The organism is uncultured Pseudoflavonifractor sp. (genome assembly GCA_904419835.1).
GTDB lineage: Bacteria > Bacillota > Clostridia > Oscillospirales > Oscillospiraceae > Pseudoflavonifractor.
Genome location: CAJFTA010000034.1, coordinates 1 through 25,144 on the forward strand (window position 1 = coordinate 1; position 25,144 = coordinate 25,144).

General features: G+C 65.2%; 23 protein-coding genes. 16 read left to right on the forward strand and 7 right to left on the reverse strand.

Annotated features, from left to right (window positions below; translation table 11 throughout):
• Window positions 1-221: 221 nt before the first annotated feature.
• From QZY67_RS07380 to QZY67_RS07440, 13 genes are all read left to right on the forward strand, one after another.
• Window positions 222-1,301: a 1-propanol dehydrogenase PduQ gene (locus QZY67_RS07380; RefSeq protein ID WP_295369450.1), complete on the forward strand. Its 1,080-nt coding sequence runs from the start codon at window positions 222-224 to the stop codon at window positions 1,299-1,301.
• Window positions 1,302-2,780 (forward strand): ethanolamine ammonia-lyase reactivating factor EutA, encoded by a 1,479-nt coding sequence (locus QZY67_RS07385; protein ID WP_366448953.1) that lies wholly within the window; start codon window positions 1,302-1,304, stop codon window positions 2,778-2,780.
• Window positions 2,777-4,141, forward strand: a complete 1,365-nt coding sequence (locus tag QZY67_RS07390) for an ethanolamine ammonia-lyase subunit EutB (RefSeq protein ID WP_295369452.1) — start codon at window positions 2,777-2,779, stop codon at window positions 4,139-4,141. Before QZY67_RS07385 ends, QZY67_RS07390 begins: the two co-directional genes overlap by 4 nt.
• Window positions 4,142-4,264: 123 nt before the next feature.
• On the forward strand, window positions 4,265-5,173 hold the full coding sequence (gene eutC, locus QZY67_RS07395) for an ethanolamine ammonia-lyase subunit EutC (protein WP_295369454.1): 909 nt from the start codon (window positions 4,265-4,267) through the stop codon (window positions 5,171-5,173).
• Window positions 5,174-5,423: 250 nt separating this feature from the next.
• The gene (gene eutL / locus QZY67_RS07400) at window positions 5,424-6,077 is read left to right on the forward strand and encodes an ethanolamine utilization microcompartment protein EutL (protein ID WP_295369456.1); all 654 of its coding nucleotides are present in this window, start codon (window positions 5,424-5,426) and stop codon (window positions 6,075-6,077) included.
• 223 nt (window positions 6,078-6,300) lie between these two features.
• Window positions 6,301-7,770: an acetaldehyde dehydrogenase (acetylating) gene (locus tag QZY67_RS07405; RefSeq protein ID WP_295369458.1), complete on the forward strand. Its 1,470-nt coding sequence runs from the start codon at window positions 6,301-6,303 to the stop codon at window positions 7,768-7,770.
• 392 nt (window positions 7,771-8,162) lie between these two features.
• Window positions 8,163-8,462 carry an ethanolamine utilization microcompartment protein EutM gene (gene eutM / locus QZY67_RS07410; protein ID WP_148319385.1) on the forward strand — a complete coding sequence of 100 codons (300 nt, stop codon included), beginning with the start codon at window positions 8,163-8,165 and terminating at the stop codon, window positions 8,460-8,462.
• A 3-nt stretch (window positions 8,463-8,465) separates the two neighbouring features.
• Window positions 8,466-9,197, forward strand: coding sequence for an ATP-binding protein (locus QZY67_RS07415; protein WP_295369460.1), 732 nt, complete (start codon window positions 8,466-8,468; stop codon window positions 9,195-9,197).
• Entirely contained in the window at window positions 9,198-10,034 is an 837-nt protein-coding gene (locus QZY67_RS07420; RefSeq protein ID WP_295369462.1) for a phosphate propanoyltransferase, read from the forward strand.
• Entirely contained in the window at window positions 10,031-10,321 is a 291-nt protein-coding gene (locus QZY67_RS07425; RefSeq protein WP_295369463.1) for a hypothetical protein, read from the forward strand. Before QZY67_RS07420 ends, QZY67_RS07425 begins: the two co-directional genes overlap by 4 nt.
• Window positions 10,296-10,535, forward strand: coding sequence for a EutN/CcmL family microcompartment protein (locus QZY67_RS07430; RefSeq protein WP_295369465.1), 240 nt, complete (start codon window positions 10,296-10,298; stop codon window positions 10,533-10,535). Before QZY67_RS07425 ends, QZY67_RS07430 begins: the two co-directional genes overlap by 26 nt.
• Before the next feature lie 24 nt (window positions 10,536-10,559).
• Window positions 10,560-11,645 carry an ethanolamine utilization protein EutH gene (eutH, locus tag QZY67_RS07435; RefSeq protein ID WP_295369494.1) on the forward strand — a complete coding sequence of 362 codons (1,086 nt, stop codon included), beginning with the start codon at window positions 10,560-10,562 and terminating at the stop codon, window positions 11,643-11,645.
• Complete coding sequence (locus tag QZY67_RS07440) at window positions 11,638-12,069, forward strand: cupin domain-containing protein (RefSeq protein WP_295369467.1); 432 nt, start codon at window positions 11,638-11,640, stop codon at window positions 12,067-12,069. The genes eutH and QZY67_RS07440 overlap by 8 nt, the downstream gene beginning before the upstream one ends.
• A 54-nt stretch (window positions 12,070-12,123) precedes the next feature.
• Here the strand turns inward: QZY67_RS07440 and QZY67_RS07445 are convergent, their stop codons facing one another.
• From QZY67_RS07445 to QZY67_RS07455, 3 genes are read right to left on the reverse strand one after another with little or no spacing between them, the layout of a single operon-like run.
• A complete protein-coding gene (locus QZY67_RS07445) occupies window positions 12,124-13,062 on the reverse strand; it encodes a nucleoside hydrolase (protein ID WP_295369469.1) in 939 nt (312 codons plus the stop codon).
• Window positions 13,059-14,021 (reverse strand): nucleoside hydrolase, encoded by a 963-nt coding sequence (locus QZY67_RS07450; RefSeq protein ID WP_294534241.1) that lies wholly within the window; start codon window positions 14,019-14,021, stop codon window positions 13,059-13,061. Before QZY67_RS07450 ends, QZY67_RS07445 begins: the two co-directional genes overlap by 4 nt.
• Before the next feature lie 11 nt (window positions 14,022-14,032).
• Window positions 14,033-14,548 carry a hypothetical protein gene (locus tag QZY67_RS07455; RefSeq protein WP_295369471.1) on the reverse strand — a complete coding sequence of 172 codons (516 nt, stop codon included), beginning with the start codon at window positions 14,546-14,548 and terminating at the stop codon, window positions 14,033-14,035.
• Window positions 14,549-14,732: 184 nt separating this feature from the next.
• Here QZY67_RS07455 and QZY67_RS07460 point away from each other — a divergent pair, with 184 nt between their 5' ends.
• The 3 genes from QZY67_RS07460 (at window position 14,733) to QZY67_RS07470 (ending at window position 19,868) form a co-directional block, all read left to right on the forward strand.
• Window positions 14,733-15,440 carry a LytTR family DNA-binding domain-containing protein gene (locus QZY67_RS07460; RefSeq protein ID WP_295369473.1) on the forward strand — a complete coding sequence of 236 codons (708 nt, stop codon included), beginning with the start codon at window positions 14,733-14,735 and terminating at the stop codon, window positions 15,438-15,440.
• 2 nt (window positions 15,441-15,442) lie between these two features.
• The gene (locus QZY67_RS07465) at window positions 15,443-16,771 is read left to right on the forward strand and encodes an ATP-binding protein (protein WP_295369475.1); all 1,329 of its coding nucleotides are present in this window, start codon (window positions 15,443-15,445) and stop codon (window positions 16,769-16,771) included.
• 136 nt (window positions 16,772-16,907) lie between these two features.
• On the forward strand, window positions 16,908-19,868 hold the full coding sequence (locus QZY67_RS07470) for a glycoside hydrolase family 3 protein (protein ID WP_295369477.1): 2,961 nt from the start codon (window positions 16,908-16,910) through the stop codon (window positions 19,866-19,868).
• An 85-nt stretch (window positions 19,869-19,953) separates the two neighbouring features.
• Here the strand turns inward: QZY67_RS07470 and ptsP are convergent, their stop codons facing one another.
• The 4 genes from ptsP to QZY67_RS07490 all read right to left on the reverse strand — a co-directional run bounded on the left by ptsP (window position 19,954) and on the right by QZY67_RS07490 (window position 25,003).
• Window positions 19,954-21,606: a phosphoenolpyruvate--protein phosphotransferase gene (ptsP, locus tag QZY67_RS07475; RefSeq protein WP_295369478.1), complete on the reverse strand. Its 1,653-nt coding sequence runs from the start codon at window positions 21,604-21,606 to the stop codon at window positions 19,954-19,956.
• Between the two features lie 71 nt (window positions 21,607-21,677).
• Entirely contained in the window at window positions 21,678-21,938 is a 261-nt protein-coding gene (locus tag QZY67_RS07480) for an HPr family phosphocarrier protein (RefSeq protein WP_294534229.1), read from the reverse strand.
• Between the two features lie 37 nt (window positions 21,939-21,975).
• Entirely contained in the window at window positions 21,976-22,833 is an 858-nt protein-coding gene (locus QZY67_RS07485) for a PRD domain-containing protein (RefSeq protein WP_294534227.1), read from the reverse strand.
• A 31-nt stretch (window positions 22,834-22,864) separates the two neighbouring features.
• Window positions 22,865-25,003, reverse strand: a complete 2,139-nt coding sequence (locus QZY67_RS07490; RefSeq protein WP_295369481.1) for a PTS transporter subunit IIABC — start codon at window positions 25,001-25,003, stop codon at window positions 22,865-22,867.
• Between the last annotated feature and the right edge of the window lie 141 nt (window positions 25,004-25,144).

Genomic DNA, 25,144 nt, shown 5'->3' on the forward strand with positions numbered 1-25,144 from the left:
GGGGCATTCGATTCCACGCGAGGCGGGCGGCTGCCCCCTCGCGCTCCCCCGCCCCGACACAGGCGGATTCTGTTCAACCGAGGTTTTTCGACAGTCTCAGGAGGCCTCTGTCTGAACAGAGGCCTCCTGTTTTAGCCCCAGCGGAAAATTTTCCGCTGGGGCTATATTTTTTGCAAATCCCGCCATACTAACGCCATCTGAGGAAAAGGCAGGCAGAAAACATGGAGCTTTTTACAATCAGGCCGGAGATCCGGTTCGGCCCGGAGGCCCTGGCCGCCCTGGAGGAGCTGGCGGGGCGGCGGGTGCTCATTGTGACGGACGAGTTTCTCGCCCACAAATCCGGTCTGCTGGAGGGAGTGAAGGCGCGGCTGAAGGGCTGCGAAATCCGCGTGTTTGACCAGGTGAGGCCGGATCCATCCCTTCGGCTGGTGGCCCAGGGGGTCCACGTCCTGCGGGCCTTCGGGCCGGACACGGTGCTGGCCTTCGGCGGCGGCTCCCCCATGGACTGCGCCAAGGCCATGCGGCATTTCGCCGGGGGAGACCCGCCCCCGGAGCTGTGGTGCATCCCCACCACGGCGGGCACCGGGTCGGAGGTCACCTCCTTCGCCGTCCTCACCGACGCCGACGCGGGGGTAAAGTACCCCCTGGTGGACGACGCCCTGCTGCCAGACCGGGCGGTGCTGGACCCGTCCCTGCTCTCCGGGGTGCCCCCGGCGGTGACGGCGGACACGGGCATGGACGTGCTCACCCACGCCGCCGAGGGCTGCGTGGCCCGAAAGGCCACCCCCTTCAGCGACGCCATGGGGGAGAAGGCCTTCTCCATGGCCTGGCGCAGTCTGAGCGAAGCCCACGCCGGGGACAGCGCCGCCAAGGGGGAGATGCTGCTGGCCTCCTGCCTGGCGGGCATCTCCTTCAACGCCGCCGGTCTGGGCATCTGCCACGCCCTGGCCCACGCCCTGGGGGGACGGTACCACATCCCCCACGGGCGGCTCAACGCCATGCTCCTGCCCCACGTTATCGCCTTCAACAGCGCCGACAAGGCGGCGGCGGACGAGTACGCCCGGCTCGCCGGGCTGTGCGGCCTGGCCAAAAACCCCCGGGCTCTGATGGGCGGCGTAAGGCGGCTGCGGGCGGGCCTGGGTATGCCGGAGAAGCTCACCGCCTGCGGCGTGGAGGGGCAGACCCTGCTGGCCGACCTGGACAGCATCGCTGAGACCGCTCTGGCCGACGTGTGCGCCCCGGGCAACCCCCGGCCCGCCGCCCGGGAGGACCTGAAGGACATCCTGAAGGAGCTGATGTAAATGGTGTCTGAGCAGCTCCTGTCCGTGGGCATTGACATCGGAACATCCACCACCCAGCTGGTCATCTCACGCCTGACGCTGGAGAACCGGGCGGGGCCCTTCTCCGTACCCCGCATTGCCATCGGGGAGAAGGAGGTGCTCTACCGCAGCGCCATCCACTTCACCCCCCTTCTCTCCGAGACGGCGATTGACGCCGAAGGGGTACGGGCCATTGTGTCGGAGGAGTACCGCAAGTCGGGTTTCCGGCAGGCGGACATCTCCACCGGCGCGGTCATCATCACCGGCGAGACCGCCCGGAAGGAGAACGCCCGGCAGGTGCTCGCCGCCCTGTCCGACTTCGCCGGGGACTTTGTGGTGGCCACTGCCGGGCCCGACCTGGAATCCATTCTGGCGGCCCGCGGGGCGGGAATAGACGAATACTCCAAGGAACATCACAAGAAAATATTACACTTTGATATCGGCGGAGGCACCTCCAACCTGGCCCTCTACGACAGCGGGACCCCGGCGGCTACCGGCTGCCTGGACGTGGGCGGGCGGCTCGTCAAGATCGAGCGGGAGCGCGTCACCTACGTCTCCCCGACCCTGGAACGGCTGGGGGCGGCGGTGCCCGCCGTACCCATTCCAAGGGTAGGGGATCGGGCAGAGGAGTCCAGTCTGAGGCCGGCGGTATCCGCCCTGACCAGAGCGCTGGAGCAGGCGGCGGGGCTGGCGGCGGCGGACGGCCTGCTGCCGGCGCTCATGACCCGGGACACGTCCTGGACGCCGCCGGAGGGGGTGGACGGAGTGTCCTTCTCCGGCGGGGTGGCCGACTGTATCTGGACGCCGCCGGAGGATGCCTTTGCCTACGGGGACATGGGCGTCCTGCTGGGCAGGGCCATCGCCGCCTCACCCGCCTTTCAGCGGGCGGGCATCGTCCGGGGCGCCGAGACCATCCGGGCCACCGTGGTGGGGGCGGGCAGCCACTCCACCCAGGTGTCCGGATCCACCATCTTCTACCGCAACGTGTCCTTCCCGCTGAAAAACCTGCCCGTTCTCCGGCTGACGGCGGACGAAGAGGGCAGCGGTGACGCTCTGGCCGCCGCCCTCCGGGAGAAGGCGGGCTGGTTTGCCGACCAGGGGGGCATGACCCAGATTGCCCTCAGCCTGCGGGGAGAGCCCAACCCGGCCTACGGCAGAATACAGGACCTGGCCCGAGGCATCAGGGCCGGAATGGAGCCCCTGCTGGAGCGGGGCATGTTCCCTGTCATCGCGGTGGAGGGGGACATGGCCAAGGTGCTGGGCCAGACCCTCTGGCCCCTGCTGGGAGCGGAGGGGGCCATCCTCTGCCTGGACGGCATCAGCGCCGGCAGCGGGGACTATCTGGACATCGGCGCGCCGGTGGCCGGCGGCGCGGTGCTGCCGGTGGTGGTAAAGACCCTGGCCTTCCAGTCCCGAGAGGCCACAAATTCCAGCCAACAACAAGGGGGAGACAGACCATGATACTGAAAACCAGCCTGCACGGCCATGTGTATACATTCCGATCGGTGAAGGACGTGCTGGCCAAGGCCAACGAGGAGAAGTCGGGAGACCGCCTGGCGGGCATCGCCGCCGAAAACGCCGAGGAGCGGGTGGCGGCCAAGGTGGTGACGGCCAACCTGCTACTGTCCGACCTGCGGGAGAACCCCGCCGTGCCCTACGAGGAGGACGAGGTCACCCGCATCATCCAGGATGACGTGAACGAGAAAATTTATAGCGAGATCCGCAACTGGACCGTGTCCGAGCTGCGGGAGTGGCTGCTGGATGAGAAGCACACCGGCGCGGACATCCGCCGCATCTCCCGGGGGCTGACCGCCGAGATGATCGCCGCGGTGACCAAGATTATGAGCAATCTGGACCTGATCTACGCGGCGAAGAAGCTGCGGGTCACGGCCACCTGCAACACCACCATCGGCGAGGAAGGCACCCTGTCCTGCCGCCTCCAGCCCAACCACCCCACCGACGACCCGGACGGCATTATGGCCTCCCTGCTGGAGGGCCTGACCTTCGGCGCGGGGGACGCGGTGCTGGGCCTCAACCCGGTGGACGACAGCGTGGAGAGCGTCCGGCGGGTGCTGGACCGGTTCCACGAGATCCGCACCCGGTGGGAGATCCCCACCCAGATCTGCGTCCTGGCCCACGTGACCACCCAGATGGACGCGGTGAAGCAAGGGGCTCCCTGTGACCTCATCTTCCAGTCCATTGCCGGCAGCCAGAAGGGCAACGAGGCCTTCGGCCTGGACGGGAAGCTCATCGAGGAGGCCAGACAGCTCTCACTCCGGGAGGGCACCGCCACCGGCCCCAACGTGATGTACTTTGAGACCGGTCAGGGCTCCGAGCTCAGTTCCGAGGCCCACCACGGCGCCGACCAGGTGGTGATGGAGGCCCGGTGCTACGGCTTTGCCAAGCGGTTCCAGCCCTTCCTGGTGAACACCGTGGTGGGCTTCATCGGCCCGGAATATCTGTACAACTCCAAGCAGGTGATACGGGCCGGACTGGAGGACCACTTCATGGGCAAGCTGACCGGCGTACCCATGGGCTGCGACGCCTGCTACACCAACCACATGAAGGCCGACCAGAACGACATCGAGGACCTGGCCGTCCTCCTCACCGCCGCCGGGTGCAACTACTTTATGGGCATCCCCCACGGCGACGACGTGATGCTCAACTACCAGACCACCGGCTTCCACGAGACCGCCGCCCTGCGGGAGCTCTTCGGCCTGACCGCCATCAAGCCCTTCCAGGACTGGCTGGAGAAGATGGGCTTTGTGCGGGACGGAAAACTGACCGAGCTGGCCGGGGACGGCTCCGTGCTGCTGGGGTAAGGAGGCCCTGGGGGCCCCAACGAAGCCCAGCAAAAGCGGGTTCGTTGGGGGAGGACGAACAACGGAATGAATGAGCCCTGCCGTTTACGGCGGGGCGAAGAATATGGAGTTTGTGAGGACGATATGAACGACAAGGAACTGCGCGCCCTCATTGAGCGCATGATCGCTGAGGTGGCCGGACAGGCCCCCACCCCCCAGGTGAAGGGGAGCGACTACCACCCTATGGAGCCCCAGGGGGTGACCCGGCCGGCAGCCGGGGGAGCGGACCCTGCCGCCGCCATCCCGGACATCACCCAGACCGACCTGCGGCGGCAGTATCTGGTGGAGAGCCCCAGAAACGGACGGGCCTTTCTGGACCTGAAACAGAAGACCCCTGCCCGCATCGGCCTGGGCCGGGCGGGAGCCCGGTATAAGACCGCCACCATGCTCCGCTTCCGGGCCGACCACGCGGCGGCCCAGGACTCCTGCTTCTCCATGGTGGACGAGGCATTTGTGAAGAAGGGCGGCTTTGTGCCGGTGCAGACCCTGTGCAAAGACAAGGACGAGTACCTGACCCGGCCAGATAAGGGCCGCCGGTTTGACGAGGCCAACCAGGCCATGATCCGCCAGACGTTAGGACAGAAGCCCAGGGTGGCCCTGGTGGTGGGGGACGGCCTCAGCTCCGCTGCCATCGAGGCCAACGCCCTGGACTGTCTGGAGGCCATCAGGGGCGGCCTGAAGGCCTACGGGCTGGAGGCGGGCCCGGCCCTGTTCGTCAAGTTCTGCCGGGTGGGGGCCTCCGATCACATCGGCGACCTGACCGGTGCGGAGGTGGTGTGCATGCTGGTGGGGGAGCGGCCCGGACTGGTGACCGCCGAGTCCATGTCCGCCTATCTCACCTACCAGCCCCATATCGGCATTCCCGAGTCCAGGCGCACGGTGGTCTCCAATATCCACCGGCAGGGGACGACTGCGGTGGAGGCCGGCGCGCATATTGCGGAGCTGATTCACACCATGCTGGAGAGGAAGGCGAGTGGAATTGACCTGCGTTAAAGCGAGCGGCGGCCTCCACGGGGCCCCGCACAGCGGGGACGCGCGAAAGCGCGTACAAGTATTTTGCCCGGGAGGGCGAAATCTTGATGCCGGGCGAATTCACTTCGCCCGAGCAGATGAAAATGGATATGGGAACCCGGCGCGGCCTGCCGCGCTGGGAGCGGCCGGCGCGCATATTGCGGAGCTGATTCACACCATGCTGGAGAAGCGGGACTCCGGCATTGATTTGAAGCTGTAAGGGGGCGGAACCATGATTGATGAGCTGATTCCTGTCAAGGTACTGGCCACCCACACCATCGCCAATGTCAGCGAGGGGCTGGCCAGAGAGCTGGGGCTGCCCGGCGGCCACCGCTCCATCGGCATCCTCACCACCGACTGCGACGACATGACCTACTGCGCCCTGGACGAGGCCACCAAGGCCGCCGCCGTGGAGGTGGTGTACGGCCGGAGCCTGTACGCCGGGGCGGCCAACGCCTCCACCAAGCTGGCGGGTGAGGTCATCGGCATCCTGGCCGGACCCAACCCGGCGGAGGTCCAGAGCGGCCTGCGGGCGGCGGTGGCCTTCCTCCAGGATGGCGGCGGCTTCCGCTCCGCCAATGAGGACGGCTCGGTGGTCTATTTTGCCCACACTGTCTCCCGCACAGGCACCTACCTGTCCCAGACAGCCGGGGTGGCCGAGGGAGAGGCCCTGGCCTACCTCATCGCTCCGCCCCTGGAGGCGGTGGTGGGGCTGGACGAGGCGCTGAAGGCGGCGGACGTGGAGCTGGTGACACTCTATGAGCCGCCCAGCGAGACCAACTTCGGCGGCGGCCTGCTCACCGGCACCCAGAGCGCCTGCAACGCCGCCTGCGCGGCCTTTGCCGAGGCGGTAAAGGCAATCGCGGCCCGTCCGCGGGAGGTATGACCTGCGCAGGCGGCGTTTCCAAGGTTTTGCCGGAGGCAAAATCTTGATGCCGGGGCGATTCACTCGCCCCGGCAGATAAAATTCCCGGGGAGCCCCGCCCGGCCGGAGCCGGGCGGGGGGGCCTGCGCGGCCTTTGCCGAGGCGGTAAAGGCAATTGCAGCCCGCCTGCGGGAAATTTGAGACTGCCGATAAAAGCTGAGACGTAAGATTTCGGAGGGATTCCATGCAGCTGGATAAGGATTTACAGTCGGTCCAGGAGGTCCGGGACCTGATTAAGACGGCCAAAGAGGCCCAGCGGGCCCTGGCCCGGATGGACCAGGCCCAGATAGACAAAATCGTGGCCGCCATCTCGGCGGCGGGGGCGGAGCACGCCGGGCGGCTGGCCGCCATGGCGGTGGAGGAGACCGGTTTTGGCAAAAAAGAGGACAAGGAGCTGAAGAACCGCTTCGCCGCCCTCACCCTCTACGAGGCCATCCGGGACGAGCGTACCATCGGCATTTTGGCGGAGGACCGGGAGAAGCGCATCATCGACATCGGCGTGCCCGTGGGCATTGTGGCCGGGCTGGTGCCCTCCACCAACCCCACCTCCACCGTCATCTACAAGGCCATGATCTGCCTCAAGGCGGGCAGCCCCATCATCTTCTCCCCCCACCCCAGCGCCCTCAACTGCATCCGGGAGACGGTGGCGGTGGTCCGCCGGGCGGCGGAGGGGGCGGGGGCCCCGGCGGGGAGCATCTCCTGCATCTCCACCCCCACCATGGAGGCCACCAGCGCCCTGATGAAGCACCGGGACACCCGGCTCATCCTGGCCACCGGCGGCGGGGCCATGGTCAAGGCGGCCTATTCCTCGGGCACCCCGGCCATCGGCGTGGGCGCGGGCAACGGCCCGGCCTATATCCACCGCACAGCCGACGTGCCCATGGCGGTGAAGCGGATTCTGGACTCCAAGACCTTTGACAACGGCACCATCTGCGCCAGTGAGCAGAGCATTGTGGTCACCCGGGAGATGGAGCCCAGGGTGACGGCGGAGCTGACGGCGCAGGGGGCCTGCATCCTCAGCGACGGGCAGCACAAGGCCCTCTCCAGGTGCATCCTCCGGCCCAACGGTACCATGAACCCGGCCATTGTGGGCAAGCGTGTGGAGCAGGTGGCCGCCCTGGCCGGGCTGTCCGGCATCCCGGCGGGAGCCAGGGTGCTGGTGGCCCGGGAGACCGGCGTGGGCCCCGGTTACCCCTACTCCAGCGAGAAGCTGGGGCTGATCCTGGCTCTCTATGTGGAGGATGACGAGGAGGCGGCCCTCCGCCGGTGCGTGGAAATTCTGGAGTGGGAGGGCGCGGGCCACACCTTCTCCATCCACGCCGAGGACGAGAGCGTGGTCAAGAAATTTGCCGCCGCCGTGCCCGCCAGCCGGGTGCTGGTGAACACCCCCTCCTCCCTGGGCGGTATCGGCGCCAGCACCTGCCTGTTCCCCGCCCTCACCCTGGGCTGCGGCGCGGTGGGCGGCTCCTCCAGCTCCAACAACATCGGCCCCCTGGACCTCATCAACATCAAGCGGGTGGCCTGGGGCGTCAGGGAGCTGGAGGAGATTCGGGGCGGCCCGGCCTGCCGGGCGGACGGGGGAGGCCGGGGGACGGTTGACGCCTCCGCCATGGACGAGCTGGTGCGCCTGATTATGAGGAGGCTGAACGTATGAGTGAGGTCAACGCGGACGGTGTTCTGCTCAATCCCCATGAGCACCTTTTGCAGGAGGTGCAGAACCTGACCAACAGCCTGATGGCGGCAAAGCCGGCCGGGGCGGAGGGCGACGAGACCATGGCCCATGAGATTACCGCCCTCAACGGCGAGCCGGCGGGCACTGTGGGCGGCGCGCCCCACATGCCGGCCCAGGGCGCGGAGAACAGGGCGGAGAGAAGAACCCGCAAAAAGCGCTCCCGCGCCGGCCCGGAACAGGAAAAGGAGGCCTCGGTTTCCACCATGGGCCGGGCTGATGTGGAAAAAACGTCCGAGGGGCAAAAAAAGCCCCGAAGCGGAAATCATATGGAGGGCCCCGCTTCCGGGGCGCACAACGGAAAAGGAGACAGGAAAATGGCTAACACAAACGCACTTGGTATGGTGGAGACCCGCGGCCTGGTGGCCGCCATTGAGGCGGCGGACGCCATGGTGAAGGCGGCCAACGTCCAGCTGGTGGGCAAGGAGCAGGTGGGCGGCGGCCTGGTGACCGTGATGGTCCGGGGCGACGTGGGGGCCGTCAAGGCGGCCACCGACGCCGGCGCCGCAGCGGCGGAGAAGGTGGGCGAGCTGGTGAGCGTCCACGTCATCCCCCGCCCCCACGCCGAGGTGGACTCCGTCCTGCCCCACGGCAAGGGCGAGTACGACGGGCAGTAAGCCGTGGCGCTGCTGACCGAGGAGGACGTGCGGCGCATGTCCAATGGCGGCGCCAGGGGTCCGGTGGCGGTCCGGGCGGGGGAGGTCCTCACCCCCGCCGCCCGGGACTGGCTGAGAGAGAAGGGGGTGGAGGTGGTCTATCCCCAGGGCAGTTCCGGAGAGCCGGTGGAGCGCCCCAGGTACCGCACGGTGTCCGGCGCGGTGCTGGCGGAGAAGCCGGAGCACATGACCCACCTGAAGGGCAATATCCTGGTGGACAAGGACCACCCCCGCATCGCCTTCCGGGGCTGCATCGACAGCCTGGAGGCGGAGATCCTCCTGGCCCAGCAGGCCTGCGCCGGGGCGGGATGCCCCGCCCTGGCACAGGAGCTGGAGGAGGTGCTGGCCTTTGTGCGGCGGTTCATCCGCTTCGACGTGCTGGACGAGCCGGTGGGAGAGATTGCGCTGTGCGGGTACGGCCCGGACGAGCTGCGGGAATACTCCCACTACCCGGAGAAGCATCTGGGCCAGCCCCACTTCATGCCCCATTACACCGACTCCGCCGCCATTCTGGCGGTGAACAAGGTGCGCACCGAGGTGCGGCGCACCGAGCTGGCGGCCTACGCCGCCTTTCGGGACGCAGACGGCGGCGTGAAGCGGCCGGACATCATTCTGGGGCTCAACCGCCTGTCCTCCCTGATGTGGATCATGATGATCAAGCTCAAGGCGGGGAAATACCCCCGGGAGGTGAAATAAATGGAACACACAGCGCTGGAACGGCTGGCGGAGGCGGTGGTGGAGCGGCTGACCGTGCCTCTGGAGGCCAGCGGGCGGCACGTCCACCTGTGCCGGACCCATGTGGAGGCCCTGTTCGGACCGGGCCACCAACTGGAGAGGGTGCGGGACCTGTCCCAGCCGGGGCAGTTTGTCTGTAACCAGCGGGTGACCCTTGTGGGGCCAAAGGGCCAGCTGGGCAACGTGGTGGTGCTGGGCCCGGAGCGGCCCGAGAGCCAGGTGGAGATCTCCCTCACCGACGGGGTGGCCCTGGGCATCACGCCGCCGGTGCGCATCTCGGGGGATGTGTCCGGTACGCCGGGCATTGTCCTCCGGGGACCGGCGGGGGAGATTACCCTGAAGCAGGGGGTCATCGCCGCAAAGCGGCACATCCACATGACGCCAGAGGACGCCGGGCGGTGGGGCCTGTCCGACAAGCAGGACATCCGGCTCCGCACCCTCACCAGCCGTCCGGTTACCTTTGAGGCGGTGGAGGTGCGCATTTCCCCCAAATTTTCAACCGCCGTCCATCTGGACTACGACGAGGCCAACGCCTGCGGCTTCCGTAAGGGGGACCGGGCCATACCCCTGCCTGACTGGGAGGAAACGGGGGATGACGGGCCTCGTCGTGATCGCGCCGAGTGGCGCGTCCCGAGCGTTTTGCTCTGCAAAACCTCGATGGAGGGCAGATTCACTCTGCCCGAACAGATTCCAACAGGGGCCCCCGGAAAGGCCCGCCTTTCCGGGGATGAGGCCAACGCCTGCGGCTTCCGCAAGGGGGACCGGGCCATCCCTGTGACAGGGGGAGAGGGCCTGTGACGCTGGAGGAGCGGGGCGGAGACCTGATCATCACCCATCTCCCCATCGAGCAGATGGCCCTCCTCTCCCTGGGCGTGGCCCTGACGGAGGAGGAGCGGACCGTCCTGCTGGCCCTGCTGGAGGGACGGCGGGTCTACCTGGCCGACGGCGCTCTGGAGTACAAGAAGTACGCCCGTACCGCCGAGCGGGGGATCTACGTCCGCTTCACCGCCATGGAGCGGGAGCTGCGGGAGCTGGGTATCCGGAGAGGAGGGGGCGGCCGTGCTGCTGGGTACGGTAGAGGGTAATATCTGGTCCACCAAAAAGTCCCCCGGCCTCTTCGGCAAGTCCTTTCTCACCGTCCGGGTGGGGGAACAGCTCCTCATCTGCGCCGACTGCGTGGGCGCGGGGGAGGGGGAGCGGGTACTGGTGGCCACCGGCGGCGCGGCCCGTGTGGCCGCCGGGAAGGACGTCCCGGTGGACGCCGCCGTGGTGGGCATCGTGGACCAGAGCCAGCCCTGAGACAACAGGAAAGGGGCAATGAATTTGTCCATCAACGAGATTATCATCTATCTAATGGTCCTCTTCATGGTCCTGGGCGCGGTGGACCGGATTTTGGGCAACCGCTTCGGCCTGGGGGAGAAGTTTGAAGAGGGCATCCTGAATATGGGCGCTCTGGCGCTGTCCATGATCGGCATTATCTGCCTGGCGCCGGTGCTGGCCGATGTGCTGCGGCCGGTGGTGGTGCCGGTGTACCAGTTCCTGGGGGCCGATCCGGCCATGTTTGTGGGCACCATTCTGGCCAACGACATGGGCGGCGCGCCCCTGGCCAGGGAGCTGGCCCTGACGGAAGAGGCGGGGCAGTTCGGCGGGCTGATCGTGGGCGCCATGCTGGGGCCCACCATCGTGTTCACCATCCCCGTGGGTCTGGGCATTATCCAAAAGGAGGACCGGCCCGCCCTGGCCTCCGGCGTGCTGGCGGGGGTGGTCACCATCCCCCTGGGCGCTCTGGTGGGCGGCCTGGCCGCCGGGTTCGGCGTGGGTATGGTGCTGCGCAACCTGATCCCCATCGTGCTCATCGCGGTCCTCATCGCCATCGGCCTGTGGAAGATTCCGGACGGCATGGTGAAGGGCTTTCAGGTGTTCGGCCGGGCGGTGGTCATCCTTATCACCGTGGGTCTGGCCATCGCCATTGTCCAGAAGCTGACCCCCATCACCATTCTGCCCGGCCTTACCCCAATTGAGGAGGGCTTCACCGTGGTGGGAGACATCGCCGTGGTGCTGGCCGGTGCCTTCCCCCTGGTGTACGTCATCACCAAGGTGTTCCGCAAGCCCCTGATGAAGCTGGGCCGCCTGCTGGGCATGAACGACATCGCCGCCGCCGGGATGGTGGCCACACTGGCCAACAACATCCCCATGTTCGGCATGATGAAGGACATGGACCACCGGGGCAAGGTCATCAACGTGGCCTTTGCCGTGTCGGCCGCCTTTGTGTTCGGCGACCACCTGGGCTTTACCGCCGGCTTTGACTCGGACATGATCTTCCCCATGATTGTGGGCAAGCTGGTGGGCGGCGTGTCCGCCGTGGCGGTGGCCATGGTGCTGACCAGAAAGGAGGAAAACCGTGGATAAGCAGGCGCTGGAGGCCCTGGTGCGCCAGGTGCTGCTGGAGAAGCTGGGGGAGACACCGGCGGAGACGGTGAAAAAGGTGCCGGTGCCCCAGCTGAAGGTGACGGAGGAGCACCGGATGGACACCGGCCGGGCGGGGGACAGGGTCTACACCCGGGACCTGTTTACCCTCTCTGAGAGCCCCCGGCTGGGGGCGGGCATCATGGAGATGACCGACACCACCTTCCCCTGGACGCTGAACTACGACGAGATGGACTATGTGATTGAGGGGCGGCTGGACATCCAGACCGGCCGGGGTACTGTGTCCGCCGGGCCGGGTGAGATCATCTATATCCCCAGGGGAAGCGCCGTCCGCTTCTCTGTGACGGGCCACGCCCGCTTCCTCTATTTCGTCTATCCGGCGGATTGGCAGGGCCGGAACGCATAAAAAGCAGGTGGAGAGCAACGCTTTCCACCTGCTTTTGCAGTATTGTATAAAGGATTATGCTCCGCCGTACTCGCCCAGCAGGCCCAGCAGCCGCCGGACAAACCGGGGCCGGTCCACGTCCAGCACCAGGTCGGTGTTGGGGGTACGCTTGGCGTCGCTGAAGGCGTCGGTGACCGTCTTGCCCCGGGTGTGGACGCCGGCGCGCTCCACGCCAACCCAGCAGCGGACGGAGGTAAAGAGGGTGGGGTCAATGGCGCACAGCATGGCGCATGGGTCGTGCATGGGGGCGCCGGGGGTGCCGTAGGGCACGGCCCAGGACAGCTCCTGCCGGCTGAGGGCGGCGCAGAAGGCGGCCTGCACAGTGCCGAGGGTCTCCAGCGCTTCCACCTCCGCCTCCGTCAGGTGGGCCCGGTGGCACACATCCAGGCCGCACAGGGCGATGGGGATACCGGAGCGGAACACCATCTCGGCGGCTTCCGGGTCGGCGTAGATATTGAACTCAGCGGCGGGGGTGGCGTTGCCGAAGCAGGCGCCGCCGCCCATGACGGTCATTTTCTTGATGTACTTGGGCAGGTCGGGATACTTGGCCAGGGCGATGGCCAGGTTGGTCAGGGGGCCGGTGGCCACAATCTCCAGCTGACCCTCCAGAGCCACGGCCTCACGCCAGATGGCGTCCCAGGCCTTCTCCTTCTGTAGCACAGCCTTGGGCTCGGGCATGGGCCAGCCCATGAGGCCGTCGGCGCCGTGGACCTCACTGGCCTCCCGGACCGCTCCGGTGAGGGGACGGTCCGCGCCGGGATATACCGGAATGTCCTCCCGGCCGCCCAGGGCCAGAATTTTCAGGGTATTGGGGGCGGTGTATCGCAGGGGCACGTTGCCCGCGACAGGGGTAATGGCCCTGATGTCCAGCTCAGGGGCCCGGAAGGCGGCCAGCAGGGCCATGGCGTCGTCAATGCCCGGGTCGCAGTCAATGATGACGGGTCTTCTGTTCATGCCTCTCCCTCCCCATAGGTTTTTACGGCCTCCACCAGCAGGCCGGCAAAGCCGTCCCGGTCCACGCCCATGATGACCCGGGCGTTGGGGGCGGCGGAGGTGATGTGGTACCGGTCGCCCACCGTGGCGCCCCGGGTGTAGTCCCCGGCCACCTCGATGTCCACGTGCATCTCCTCCACGGTGAACAGCTCCGGGGCTGCCAGGGCGGCCACCGCCACTGCGTCGTGAACGGGAGCGCCGGCGTAGCCCTTCTCCCGGTGGAAGCGGTAGAAGAACTCCAGCCACTCGGCCACAATGCGGGCCACCGGGTTGCCAACCGCCCGGATGCGGGCAAAGTCCTCGGGGAAGATAAGGGACTTCTCGGTCACGTCCAGTCCGGCCATGGTGATGGGCACGCCGGAGCGGAACACAATATCGGCGGCCTCCGGGTCCACCAGGATGTTGAACTCGGCGGCGGGAGTCCAGTTGCCGTGGGTGATGCCGCCGCCCATAAGGGAGATGCCGCCGATCTTCTCCTTCAGCTCCGGGTGGGACAGGAGCAGGGCGGCCACATTGGTCAGGGGGCCGGTGGGCACCAGATACACCGGCTCCTCGCTCTCGGAGAGCACCCTGGCCATCAGCCCGGCGGCGGAGCAGGGCAGGGGCGCACGGTCCGGCTCAGGCAGGTCGGGGCCGTCCAGGCCCGACTCCCCGTGGACGCTGGGGGCCGCCATGGGCTCGGCCGCCAGGGGCGCGGGGCGGCCCTTGGCCATGGGCGCGTCAATGCCCAGCAGCGTCATGACCCGCAGGGCGTTGTAGGTGGTCTTTTCAATGGTCTGGTTGCCGCAGACGGAGGTGACGCCCCGGATGTCCAGGGCGGGGGATGCCTTGGCCAGCATCCAGGCCATGGCGTCGTCGTGGCCCGGGTCGCCGTCCAGCAGGACGGGAATCCGGGCGGGCGGATTCCAACGGATTGCCATAGTATTCCTCCTTAAAAGCCGTAAGACCGGCACAGGGCGCTGAGCTCCGCCGCCTTTTTCCCCGTGGGGAAGGCCGCGGCCTCCTCCGGCGTGCGCCCTTCCATCAGTACAAGATGCACCCCCAGCCGTTTGATACGCTTGCCCAGAACGGATTTGTCCTTGTTCTCCTCGGCGATCATAGTCAGGTAGAGGGTGGTGAAGAGCCTGTCCGCCCGCACGCTGTCCCCTGGGGCGGCGTCATAGGCGGCGGAGAGGCGGGTGGTAAGTTCCAGAACATCGTCGCTGGGCAGCAGGTCCCCCCGGGACGGCCTGACGCCCATGGCGTCGTAAACGGCGACAAAGTCAGCCATGACCTTGTCCGCACCGTACCGCTGGGCCAGCTCCAGCAGACGGGCAAAGCAGCCCGCGTCGGTGGGCCGCCGGGTCCAGAGAAAAACCCGTTCCTGGACACACCAGCGGTCAAATTTTCCCTCGGTAAAACCGATGCTGGTGTTGCCGGGGAAGGATTTCACTACCTCAAAGGCCATAAGCGCCCTCCTCTCTGTGAGGTAAGTATAGCAAAAAGGGGGCGGGGTTATCAAGGCCTTTGCCCGCCGGATTGAAGCGGAAAAAAGATTTGCATGGAAAGAACAGGACGTGATAGAATAGGTACCCATAGAAATCCGCACCCATTCACAGATGAGGAGAAGAGAGAAAACGGGGGGAGACGGGATGCTGAACATTGCCATTGTGGAGGACGATCCCCAGGCCGCGGGGACCCTGACGTCCTATCTGGACCGCTACGCCCAGGAGCGTGGGACTTCCTGCAACAGCGTCATTTTCAACGACGCGGTGGACTTTCTCACCGGCTATAAGGCCAGCTTTGACCTGGTGTTCATGGACATTGAGCTGCCAGGACTGGACGGCATGGAGGCCGCCCGCCGCCTGCGTGAGGTGGACAGGAGCGTTATCCTGATTTTCGTCACCAACATGGCCAATTTCGCCGTGAAGGGTTACGAGGTGGACGCCCTGGACTTTATCGTCAAGCCGGTGGCCTACTTCCCCTTCTCCATCAAGCTGGACCGGGCGGTCAAGCGGCTGGAGAGCCGCCAGGAGCGGGAGCTGCTGGTGCCGGCGGAGGACGGGGTGGTGTGCCTGAAGTGCTCCGAGGTGACCTACATCGAGGTCATGCAGCACCGGATCACCTACCACACCCGGGACAAGAGCTACACCGGCTACGGGTCCCTGAAGAAGATAGAGCCCCTTCTGCCCGAGAAGGTCTTTGCCAAGTGCAACAGCTGCTATGTGGTCAACCTGCGCTATGTCCGGCAGATAAAGGACTTCAGCGTGCTGGTGGGGGAGGACTGGCTGACCATCAGCCACGCCAGGCGGAAGCTCTTCCTCAGCGCGCTCAATGAGTACATCGGGAGCATGGAATAGTCATGTATGAGGTTACCCAGCTTTTCTGGTACAAGTCGGTCTTTATGGCCGAGATTCTGGCGGCCGAATTTCTCTTCACCTTCCGCCTGAAGAAAAAAGACCACTACCCCATCCGCTTTGCCCTGGCCGCTCTGCTGTGCATGGCGGTGTCGGTGGCCGCGCCCATTCTGGGCTACAACGCCCTGTACAGCTCGGTGCTCTTCTTCGTGCTGTTCGCCGTGTCCGTGGGAGCGCTGATGCTGTGCTTCCGGGAGCCCTTCCTCCACATCTTCTTCTGTGCCGTGGCCGCCTATACAGTGCAGCACATCGCCTTTGAGGTCTATAACTTCATCGTGGTGGTCACCGGGCTCAACGCCGGGCTGCCTGTGGAGGTGTACGGCGAGAGCGCCGCACGGCTGTCCGGACTCTTCCTGACGCTGGTGTATGTGGACGCCTACTGCATTGTCTACTGGCTCATGACCATCACCTTCGGCTCCATGATCCGCAAAAACGAGGACCTGCGCATCCGCAGCACCTCCATGCTGGTGCTGGTGGCCCTGGTGGTTCTGGTGGACATCGTCATCAGCGCAGTGGTCACCTATTACAGCTACGAAAACAACAACCCCTTCTATGTGAGCGTGGCCTCCATCTACAATATTCTCTGCTGCCTGCTGGCCCTGTACGTCCAGTTCTCCCTGCTGTCCAAGCGGCAGCTGGAGCGGGAGCTGGACACGGTCAACAGCCTCTACGAGCAGGAGAAGAAGCAGTACGACATGTTCAAGGAGAACCTGGACTTCATCAACGTCAAGTGCCACGACCTGCGCCACCAGATCCGCCAGATCGGCCGGAGCAGCTCCCTGGATGAGGCGTCCATCCGGGAAATGGAGGACGTGATTTCCATCTACGACTCCGCCGTGGAGACGGGCAACAAGACCATCGACGTTATCCTCACTGAGAAGAGTCTCATGTGCAATAAGAACCACATCAAGCTCACCTGTATTGTGGACGGCAGCGAGATGTCCTTCATGGCCGAGCAGGACATCTACTCCCTGTTCGGCAACGCCATTGACAACGCGGTGGAGGCCCTCTCCCAGGTGGAGGACGAGGAAAAGCGGGTGGTGGGCATCATCGCCAAGCGCAAGGGCATGTTTGTGTCCCTCCAGTTCTACAACTACTGCCCTCAGCCGCCCCAGTTTTCCGGCGGCCTGCCCGTCACCACCAAGGCGGACAAGCAGTACCACGGCTTCGGCATGAAGAGCATCCGCATGATTGCCCAGAAGTACGGCGGCGAGATGGGTATCTCGGTGGAAAATCAGGTGTTCAACCTACGGCTGCTCTTTCCGCTGGAGTAGCCCGGGACAAGGAATATGCTGCAAAAACGGGCAGTTATGTCAAAACAGTTGCACCGTGCTCGATCCCCTTTGTATACTGTGTGCAAGATTCGCGGAGGGCGCCATCCGCGGAAAAAATCAAGGGGGATGAACTGTAATGAAAAAGAAGCGGATGTCCAACCGCCGCTTTATGGCCATTCTGATTCCCGTCATGGCCATTGTGCTTGTGACACTGATGATCTGCAACCTGCTGGCTCTCAACTACCGGGGCCTTATCTCCACCTTCTTCAACCATACCACCTACAAGATTGTGGAGACCGGCGGGGCCGTCGGGGACAGCACCTATTACCCCAGCGACTTTGAGACCGAGGAGGAGCTGACCGAGCACAGCGGCCAGGTGGCCGAGCTCCTGGAGGCCGAGGGCATGGTCCTGCTGGAGAACGACGGCGGCCTGCCCCTGGCCAGGGACAGCAGGGTGAGCCTGTTCTCCGTCTCCTCTGTGAGCATGGTCTACGGCGGCACCGGCTCCGGCAGCGTGGACACCTCCACCGTGCCCGACCTGAAGACCGCTCTGGAGGCCTCCGGCCTCACCGTCAATCCCACCCTGTGGGACTTTTACCAGCAGAAGAGCGCCGAGGGGTATACCCGCAGCGCCCCCAACTGGCGCGGCGGCCAGTTCGCCATTAACGAGGTGCCCTGGACTGACGTGGCGTCTGCCGCCGGCAGCTCCTTCGCCGACTACGGCGACGCAGCCATCGTGGTCATCTCCCGCTCCGGCGGCGAGGGCTCCGACCTGACCGCCGTCAACTTCGCCGAGACCGAGGACGTGGCGGGCAACTCCGGCAATTACCTGGAGCTGAGCGCCGAGGAGGCCGACATGCTCGCCGCCGTCAACGAGCAGTTTGACAACGTGGTGGTGCTCATCAACGCCAACAACGCCCTGGAGCTGGGCTGGCTGGCCGACTATGAGAACATCAAGGCCGCCCTGTGGATCGGCGGCGTGGGCCAGACCGGCCTGTACGCCGTGGCCGACGCCCTGGTGGGCGACGTGGTGCCCTCCGGCCGCCTGGTGGACACCTACGCCTACGACGCCTCCAGCGCCCCCGCCGCCCAGAATGCGGGCTCCAACTTCTGGATCAACAACGGCTTCTCCAATGAGTCCGACCAGTACATTGTCTACGCCGAGGGCATCTATGTGGGCTACCGCTACTACGAGACCCGGTATGAGGATGTGGTCATGGGCACCGGCAACGCCGGCGATTACGACTACGCCTCCACCGTCCTCTACCCCTTCGGCTACGGCCTGAGCTATACCCAGTTTGCCTACAGTGACTTCTCCATGGAGGAGAACGGCGACAGCTTCACCGTGACCGTGACCGTCACCAATACCGGCGACACCTACACCGGCAAGGAGGTCGTCCAGGTCTACTTCCAGTCTCCCTACACCCAGTACGACATTGAAAACGGCGTGGAGAAGGCCTCCGTGGAGCTGTGCGGTTTTGCCAAGACCGACGCCCTGGCGCCTGGAGAGAGCCAGACCGTCCAGATCGATGTGCCCAAGGAGCAGCTCAAGGCCTACGACTACCGCACCGCCAAGACCTTTATCCTGGATGCCGGCGACTACTACTTCACCGTCGGCACCGACGCTCACGACGCCATGAACAATATCCTGGCCGCCAAGGGCTACACTGTGGCCGACGGCATGACCGCCGACGGCGACGCGTCCATGACCGCCAAGTGGACCAACGCCAGCCTGGACGCCACCACATACGCAGTGGACAGCGTCACCGGCACCGCCGTGACCAACCTGTTCGGCTACGCCGACATCTCCAGCTATGACGCCTACTCCGACTTTGTCTACCTGAGCCGGAACAACTGGGCGGATACCTTCCCCGCGCCCTTCTGCGACACCACCGATGAGGCCACCGGCGAGCGGTACATCGACCTGCCCCAGGAGATGATCGACGCCCTCCAGCCCCAGTACACCGAGGATCAGGACTCCTACACCATGCCCGCCTCCGGCGTCACCCCCGAGGTGCAACTGACACTGGCCGACTTTATCGACGTGGACTATGACGACCCCGCCTGGGATGATCTGCTGGACACCATCAGCCCCGCCGACCTCATCTACATGGTCCGCATGGGCGGCTACGGCACCCCCAGCCTGGACTACATCCTCAAGCCCGCCACCGTGGAGAAGGACGGCCCTGCCGGCATCTCCGCCACCCTGGTGGGCGGCACCCAGGGCATGGCCTACCCCACCGAGGTGGTCATCGCCTCCACCTGGAACACCCAGCTGGCCTATGATATGGGCGTGTCCGTGGGCAACGACGCCATGTACGCCAATATCCAGGGCTGGTATGCCCCTGCCATGAACATCCACCGCAGCGCTTACAGCGGCCGTAACTTCGAGTACTACTCCGAGGACGGCTTCATCAGCGGCCAGATGGGCGCCAACACCGTGCTGGGCGCCCAGAGCAAGGGCCTGTTCTGCTACGTCAAGCACTTTGCCTTCAACGATACCGAGGGCGTCATCGATGAGAGCAACGGCATCAAGGGCTCCAAGGACGGCATCGCCACCTTCTTCAACGAGCAGGCCGCCCGTGAGCTCTATCTGGTCCCCTTTGAGGCTGCGGTGAAGGAGGGCCACACCTACGCCATGATGAACGCCTTCAACCGGGTGGGTACCAAGTGGTGCGGCGCCAGCCATGAGCTGCTCACCGACCTGCTGCGGGAGGAGTGGGGCTTCAACGGCCTGGTCATCACTGACATGGCCGGTCTGCCCGAGTATATGGACATCAAGGCGGGCCTCCAGGCCGGTACCGACATGTGGATGAACACCAGCGAGGAGCTCTACAACATCGACGGCTACCAGAATGACCCCCAGATCATGACCTACCTGCGCAACGCCGCTCATGACATCTGCTACACTGTCAGCCACAGCGCCGCCATGAACGGCCTGTCCGCCAACTCCACCATCGTGGACGTCATGCCCCTGTGGATGACCTGGATGGTGGCCCTGGACGTGGTGGTGGGCGTGCTGATTGTGGCCGGGGTGGTCTGGATTGTAGTCCGTAACAGGGACCAGAAGAAGAACCCCGACAAGTACAGACAGTAATTCCACAACAGGACAATACAGTATGAAATCAAAACACCCCGCCGGCACAGCGTGCCGGCGGGGTGTTTCATGTATTCAAGGAAGCTCAGCCCTTGAGCAGGTCCAGGGTACAGGTAGCGGCGATGCTCTTCCGGATGGCGGAGCGGAGGGGGAGCACGGCGGAGGGGCTCACGCTCAGCTCGTCAATGCCCATGGCCAGGAAGGTGGGCAGCAGCTCCAGGTCGGCGCCCAGCTCGCCGCAGATGCCGATCCAGATGCCCGACTTGTGGGCAGCGTCGGCGGCCATTTTCAGGGCCCGCAGCACGGCGGGGTGGTGGGGGTCAAAGAACTTGCCCAGGTCGTTGCACTGCCGGTCGCAGGCCAGGGTGTACTGGGTCAGGTCGTTGGTCCCCACGGAGAAGAAGTCCACCAGCCCGGCCAGCTCCTCGGCCATGAACACCGCCGCCGGGGTTTCGATCATGATGCCAAGCTCGGTGTCCGGATTGAAGGGGATGCCCTCGGCGGTCAGCTCGTCCATCACCTTCTGGCAGGCCCGGCGGCACTCCTTTACCTCCCACACGCTGGTGATCATGGGGAACATAATGGCAACCTTGCCGTAGGCGCTGGCCCGGTAGAGGGCCCGCAGCTGGGTGCGGAACACCTCGGGCCGGTTGAGGCAGATGCGGATGGCCCGCAGACCCATGGCCGGGTTCTCCTCCCTGTTGAGCTGGAAGTAGTCCACCTGCTTGTCGGCGCCGATGTCCAGGGTGCGGATGACCACCCGCTTGCCCTTCATGGCGGCGGCAACCTCCTTGTAGGCCCGGAACTGCGCCTCCTCGGAGGGATAGTCGTCGGCGGCCAGGTAGAGGAACTCGGAGCGGAACAGGCCCACGCCCTGGCCGTCGTTGGCCAGCACGGCGTGGACGTCCTCGGGGGAGCCGATGTTGCAGTAGACCATCATCTCCCTGCCGTCCAGGGTCACATCCTGCTGGCCCACCATGCTGCGCATCAGCTCCCGCAGCTCGGCCTGCTTCTGCTGCCGGGCCTCCAGTTCGGCCAGGGTCTCCCCGTCCGGGTCCAGAATCACCTGCCCGGTCTCGCCCACGATATAGGCCTCTCTGCCGTCCAGGTCCTCGCTCAGGGCCTCCCCCAGGCCGCACACGGCGGGGATGCCCATGGTGCGGGCCAGAATAGCGGTGTGGCTGTTGCCCGAGCCGCCCTGGGTGGCGATGGCCAGAATCTTGCTCTTGTCCAGCTGGATGGTCTCGGAGGGGGCCAGGTCGTCGGCGGCCAGAATGACCGGTACCTCCGAGTGAATGCCGCCCTCCGCCGCGCCGGTGAGGATGTTCAGCAGCCGCCCGGTCACGTCCCGCACGTCGGCCGCCCGGGCCTGCATATAGGGGTCGTCCATGGCGGAGAGCATGGCGGCAAACTGCTCCCCGGCCTGCTGGGCGGCGTACTCGGCGGTGTACCCCTCCTCCAGCTGCTCGTCCATGGCGCCGGTAAAGTCCTCGTCCTCCAGGAACATGGCGTGGGTCTCGAACAGGGTGGCGGCGTCGTCGCCGGCCTGGGCCCTGGCCTTCTCCGCCATGGCCTCCAGCTGCTCTATGGCCTGGGCTCTGGCGGCCTCCAGCCGCGCCCGCTCCGCCGCCGGGTCCTGGGCCATCTGCCGCTCCACCACGGCGCTGACCCGGTGATAGAAGCAGATGGCGCCCTTTTCAATGCCCTTGGACACGCCCTGACCCTGTAAAATCTTCATGTGTTAGCTCCCCTTTCCGCGAAAAACAAATCGCCCGCCGCCCCGGTGGGACGGCGGGCGGAACGCTGTGCTTACAGATTGTCCTTGAAGAACTGCTCCATGGCGGCGATGGCGGCATCCTCCGCGGCGCCCTCGGCGGTCACGGTGACGGAGTCGCCGGTCTTGACGCCCAGACCCATCAGCTTCATCAGCTGGGTGCCCTTCACGGTCTTGTCCTCCTTGGTAATGGTGATCTCGGTGCCGGCAAACTCCTTGGCGGCCTTGACCAGCAGGCCGGCGGGACGGGCGTGGATGCCCAGGGGATCCTGAATCACATAGGTAAAGCGCTTCATAACGGCAAGTCTCCTTTTTGAATATAGAGTTTACAATTTATTGCAGCGGAGCGGCAGAGCAGGTCTGCCCCTCCGTGTCAAACACGCGCTGGACATGCATGGCCAGATAGCCGATCTCCGCCTCATCCACCTGGCGGCCCAGGGTGCGCTCCAGCTGGCGGCAGATCTCCTCCGAGATGTCGAAGGCCCGGGGACAGGACGCCTGCATAATATGGTTGACGTCCATGCTCAGCCGCTCCCCCTTCAGCAGGCGGGCGGCCATATATTTGATGTGGCTCATCAGCCGGTTGTAGGACAGGGAGTTGACGTCCATCACTACGCCGGTGGCCTGCTGCACCAGATCCACGCATTCCCGGATAATGCCCGCCGTCCGCATGGCCTGGGAGACCTGCATGGACTCCAGGGAGGAGTGGACGTGGAGAGCGATGTAGCCCAGCTCGTCGTCGCTGAACCGGAGGCCGGTCCGCTCCCAGATTACGTCCCCGCCCCGGCGGGCCACCTGGAACTCCTGGGGGAAGAGGGCCTTGATATCAGGGGTCAGCGGGTTGCCGATGGGGGCGTTTTTCCGGATGCGCTGGGCGGCGAAGTCGATATGGTCGGCCAAGGGGATGAGAATGCTGGGGTCCACCTGGCCGAAGGTGTTTCTGGCGTCCAGAATAATAGTATCGGCAATGTTCAGGTAGAGCGGATCGATGCGCTTGACCAGATCCCTGGGGTTGCCCCGGTCGCACTTCTGGGAGAGCTGGTACACCGTGGTGTCGGGGGGAAATTCCACCCGCTCTCCCGGCCTGCGGCCGAAGCCCACCCCCTTGCCCATCACCAGGTTCTCCAGGTTGTCCTCCTGATTCAGGGCCAGGACCGTGTTGTGGTTGAGAATCTTTGTAATTCGGTACACGCGCACACCCTCCTACCAGATAGCATGCCTGTCAGGATTCGTAGATGTCCAGGGCCAGCAGATCCTCGCCGGGCTTCACGTGCCCGGCCTTCAGCAGCCGCAGTTCCTGGTTGTCCTCCATGGAGGTGAAGAGCACCGGGGAGGACACGGAGGAGGCGTGCTCCCGGATGAAGTCCAGATCGAACTCCAGCAGGCGGTCGCCCTTCTTCACCTGGTCGCCCTCCTTGACCAGGGCGCGGAAGCCCTCCCCCTTGAGGGCCACGGTGTTGATGCCCACATGGATAAGCATCTCCACGCCGTCCTCCAGCTCCAGGCCGATGGCGTGGTTGGTGTCAAAGACAAAGCTGATGGTGGCGTCGCAGGGGGCGGTGACCACGCCCTCGCAGGGAATGACGGTGGCGCCGTCGCCCATCATCTTCTCGGCAAAGGCCGGGTCGGGGGAGGCGGTGACGGGCGCGGCCTCTCCGTGGAAGGGGCTGCCGATGACAATGGTCTTGACCAGCGCGCCGTGCGCGGCGGGGGCCTCCGGGGCGGGCGCCTCAGCGGGCGCGGTTTCTGCGGCGGGTGCGGCCTGCCCGGCCGCACCGCTGCGCAGGTAGTCTTCCAGATTGGCCTTGATGATATTCACCTGGGGACCGTACACAACCTGAACGCCCTGGCCCTTCTGAATCACGCCGTGGGCGCCGGTGGACTTGAGCATATTCTGATCCACCTTGCCGCCGTCGATGACGGTGCAGCGCAGGCGGGTGGCGCAGCAGTCCACATCCTTGATGTTGGCCGCGCCGCCCAGGCCCTGGGCAATGGCGGCGGACACCTGGTCATCGCCGCCGGCGCTCTCGCCGGCCTTGCGGGCGTTGTAGTCGGCCTTGGTGTACAGCTTGGTCTCCTGCTCGCCCTCCTCGCGGCCGGGGGTCTTGAAGCTGAACTTCTTGATGAGGAAGGAGAACAGGAAGTAATAGACCAGGAAGAAGGCGATGCCCAGGGGGATGATCAGCAGCCAGCTGGTCTTTTCATTGCCCTGGAGGATGCCGAAGAGGGCCAGATCGATGAAGCCGCCGGAGAAGGTGAGGCCCACGGTGATGTTGAGAATGTGGCACAGCATGTAGGCCAGGCCCGCAAAGACGGAGCTGATGACAAACAGTACGGGGGCCACAAACAGGAAGGAGAACTCCAACGGCTCGGTGATGCCGGTGAGGATGGAGGTGAGGGCGGCAGAGAGCAGCAGGCCGCCCACCTGCTTTTTCCGCTCCGGCTTGGCGCAGCGGTACATGGCCAGGGCCGCGCCGGGGAAGGCGAAGATATAGAGCACAAACTCACCGGTGAAGCACCAGGTGCCCGCGGTGGAGAAGTGGGTGACGGTGGGGTCGGCCAGCTGGGCGAAGAAGATATTCTGAGCGCCGGCCACCACGGTGCCCGCCACCTCCATGGTGCCGCCCACGGCGGTCTGCCAGAAGGGCAGGTAGAACACATGGTGCAGGCCGAAGGGGATGAGCAGCCGCTTGATCATGCCGAACAGGAAGGTGCCGAAGTACCCGGAGCTGTAAACCAGCATGCCCAGGGCGTTGATGCCCTCCTGAATGGGCTGCCAGACAAAGAACATGAGGATGCCCACCAGGGCGAAGACCAGGGTGCTGATGATGGGGACAAACCGGGTGCCGCCGAAGAAGGAGAGCACCTGGGGCATCTGGACCTTATAGAACCGGTTGTGGAGCGCGGCCACGCCCAGGCCCACGATGATGCCGCCGAAGGCGCCCATCTGCAGAGAGGTGATGCCCAGCACCGAGGTGGTGGAGCCCTCCAGCAGGTTTTCCGTGCCGCCGGTCAGGGCGATCATGGCCGAGATGGCCGAGTGCATCACCAGGAAGGAGACCGCGGCGGCCAGGGCGGCAACCTCCTTCTCCTGCCGGGCCATGCCGATGGCCACGCCCAGGGCGAAGATAAGGGGCAGGTTATCAAAGATAACGCCGCCGCACTTGCTCAGAACCGAGAAGATGAAGTAGGGGACCGTGCCGGGGCCCATGACGCCCAGCAGGTTGTAGGTGGCCAGGGTGGTCTCGTTGGTAAACGAGCTGCCAAGACCCAGCAGCAGTCCTGCCACCGGCAGGATGGCGATGGGGAGCATAAAGGACCTGCCCACCCGCTGCAGCACGCCGAAGAATTTTTCCCTCATGGTGTGTTACCTCCTAATCACATTTTGGGGTTGTGATTCGGTTCCTGCCGGCCGCTCTGCGTGAAAAAAGCACTAACCGACAACTATTACATATCAACATTAACATGCAATAGTATAAGGTTAGTGCCTGTTGCCAGTAAC

Excerpts from the sequence above, each read along its gene's own strand:
- QZY67_RS07380 (WP_295369450.1), top strand. The coding sequence starts at position 222 with ATGGAGCTTTTTACAATCAGGCCGGAGATCCGGTTCGGCCCGGAGGCC.
- QZY67_RS07385 (WP_366448953.1), top strand. The coding sequence starts at position 1,302 with ATGGTGTCTGAGCAGCTCCTGTCCGTGGGCATTGACATCGGAACATCC.
- QZY67_RS07390 (WP_295369452.1), top strand. The coding sequence starts at position 2,777 with ATGATACTGAAAACCAGCCTGCACGGCCATGTGTATACATTCCGATCG.
- eutC (WP_295369454.1), top strand. The coding sequence starts at position 4,265 with ATGAACGACAAGGAACTGCGCGCCCTCATTGAGCGCATGATCGCTGAG.
- eutL (WP_295369456.1), top strand. The coding sequence starts at position 5,424 with ATGATTGATGAGCTGATTCCTGTCAAGGTACTGGCCACCCACACCATC.
- QZY67_RS07405 (WP_295369458.1), top strand. The coding sequence starts at position 6,301 with ATGCAGCTGGATAAGGATTTACAGTCGGTCCAGGAGGTCCGGGACCTG.
- eutM (WP_148319385.1), top strand. The coding sequence starts at position 8,163 with ATGGCTAACACAAACGCACTTGGTATGGTGGAGACCCGCGGCCTGGTG.
- QZY67_RS07420 (WP_295369462.1), top strand. The coding sequence starts at position 9,198 with ATGGAACACACAGCGCTGGAACGGCTGGCGGAGGCGGTGGTGGAGCGG.
- QZY67_RS07445 (WP_295369469.1), bottom strand. The coding sequence starts at position 13,062 with ATGAACAGAAGACCCGTCATCATTGACTGCGACCCGGGCATTGACGAC.
- QZY67_RS07450 (WP_294534241.1), bottom strand. The coding sequence starts at position 14,021 with ATGGCAATCCGTTGGAATCCGCCCGCCCGGATTCCCGTCCTGCTGGAC.
- QZY67_RS07455 (WP_295369471.1), bottom strand. The coding sequence starts at position 14,548 with ATGGCCTTTGAGGTAGTGAAATCCTTCCCCGGCAACACCAGCATCGGT.
- QZY67_RS07460 (WP_295369473.1), top strand. The coding sequence starts at position 14,733 with ATGCTGAACATTGCCATTGTGGAGGACGATCCCCAGGCCGCGGGGACC.
- QZY67_RS07465 (WP_295369475.1), top strand. The coding sequence starts at position 15,443 with ATGTATGAGGTTACCCAGCTTTTCTGGTACAAGTCGGTCTTTATGGCC.
- QZY67_RS07470 (WP_295369477.1), top strand. The coding sequence starts at position 16,908 with ATGAAAAAGAAGCGGATGTCCAACCGCCGCTTTATGGCCATTCTGATT.
- ptsP (WP_295369478.1), bottom strand. The coding sequence starts at position 21,606 with ATGAAGATTTTACAGGGTCAGGGCGTGTCCAAGGGCATTGAAAAGGGC.
- QZY67_RS07480 (WP_294534229.1), bottom strand. The coding sequence starts at position 21,938 with ATGAAGCGCTTTACCTATGTGATTCAGGATCCCCTGGGCATCCACGCC.
- QZY67_RS07490 (WP_295369481.1), bottom strand. The coding sequence starts at position 25,003 with ATGAGGGAAAAATTCTTCGGCGTGCTGCAGCGGGTGGGCAGGTCCTTT.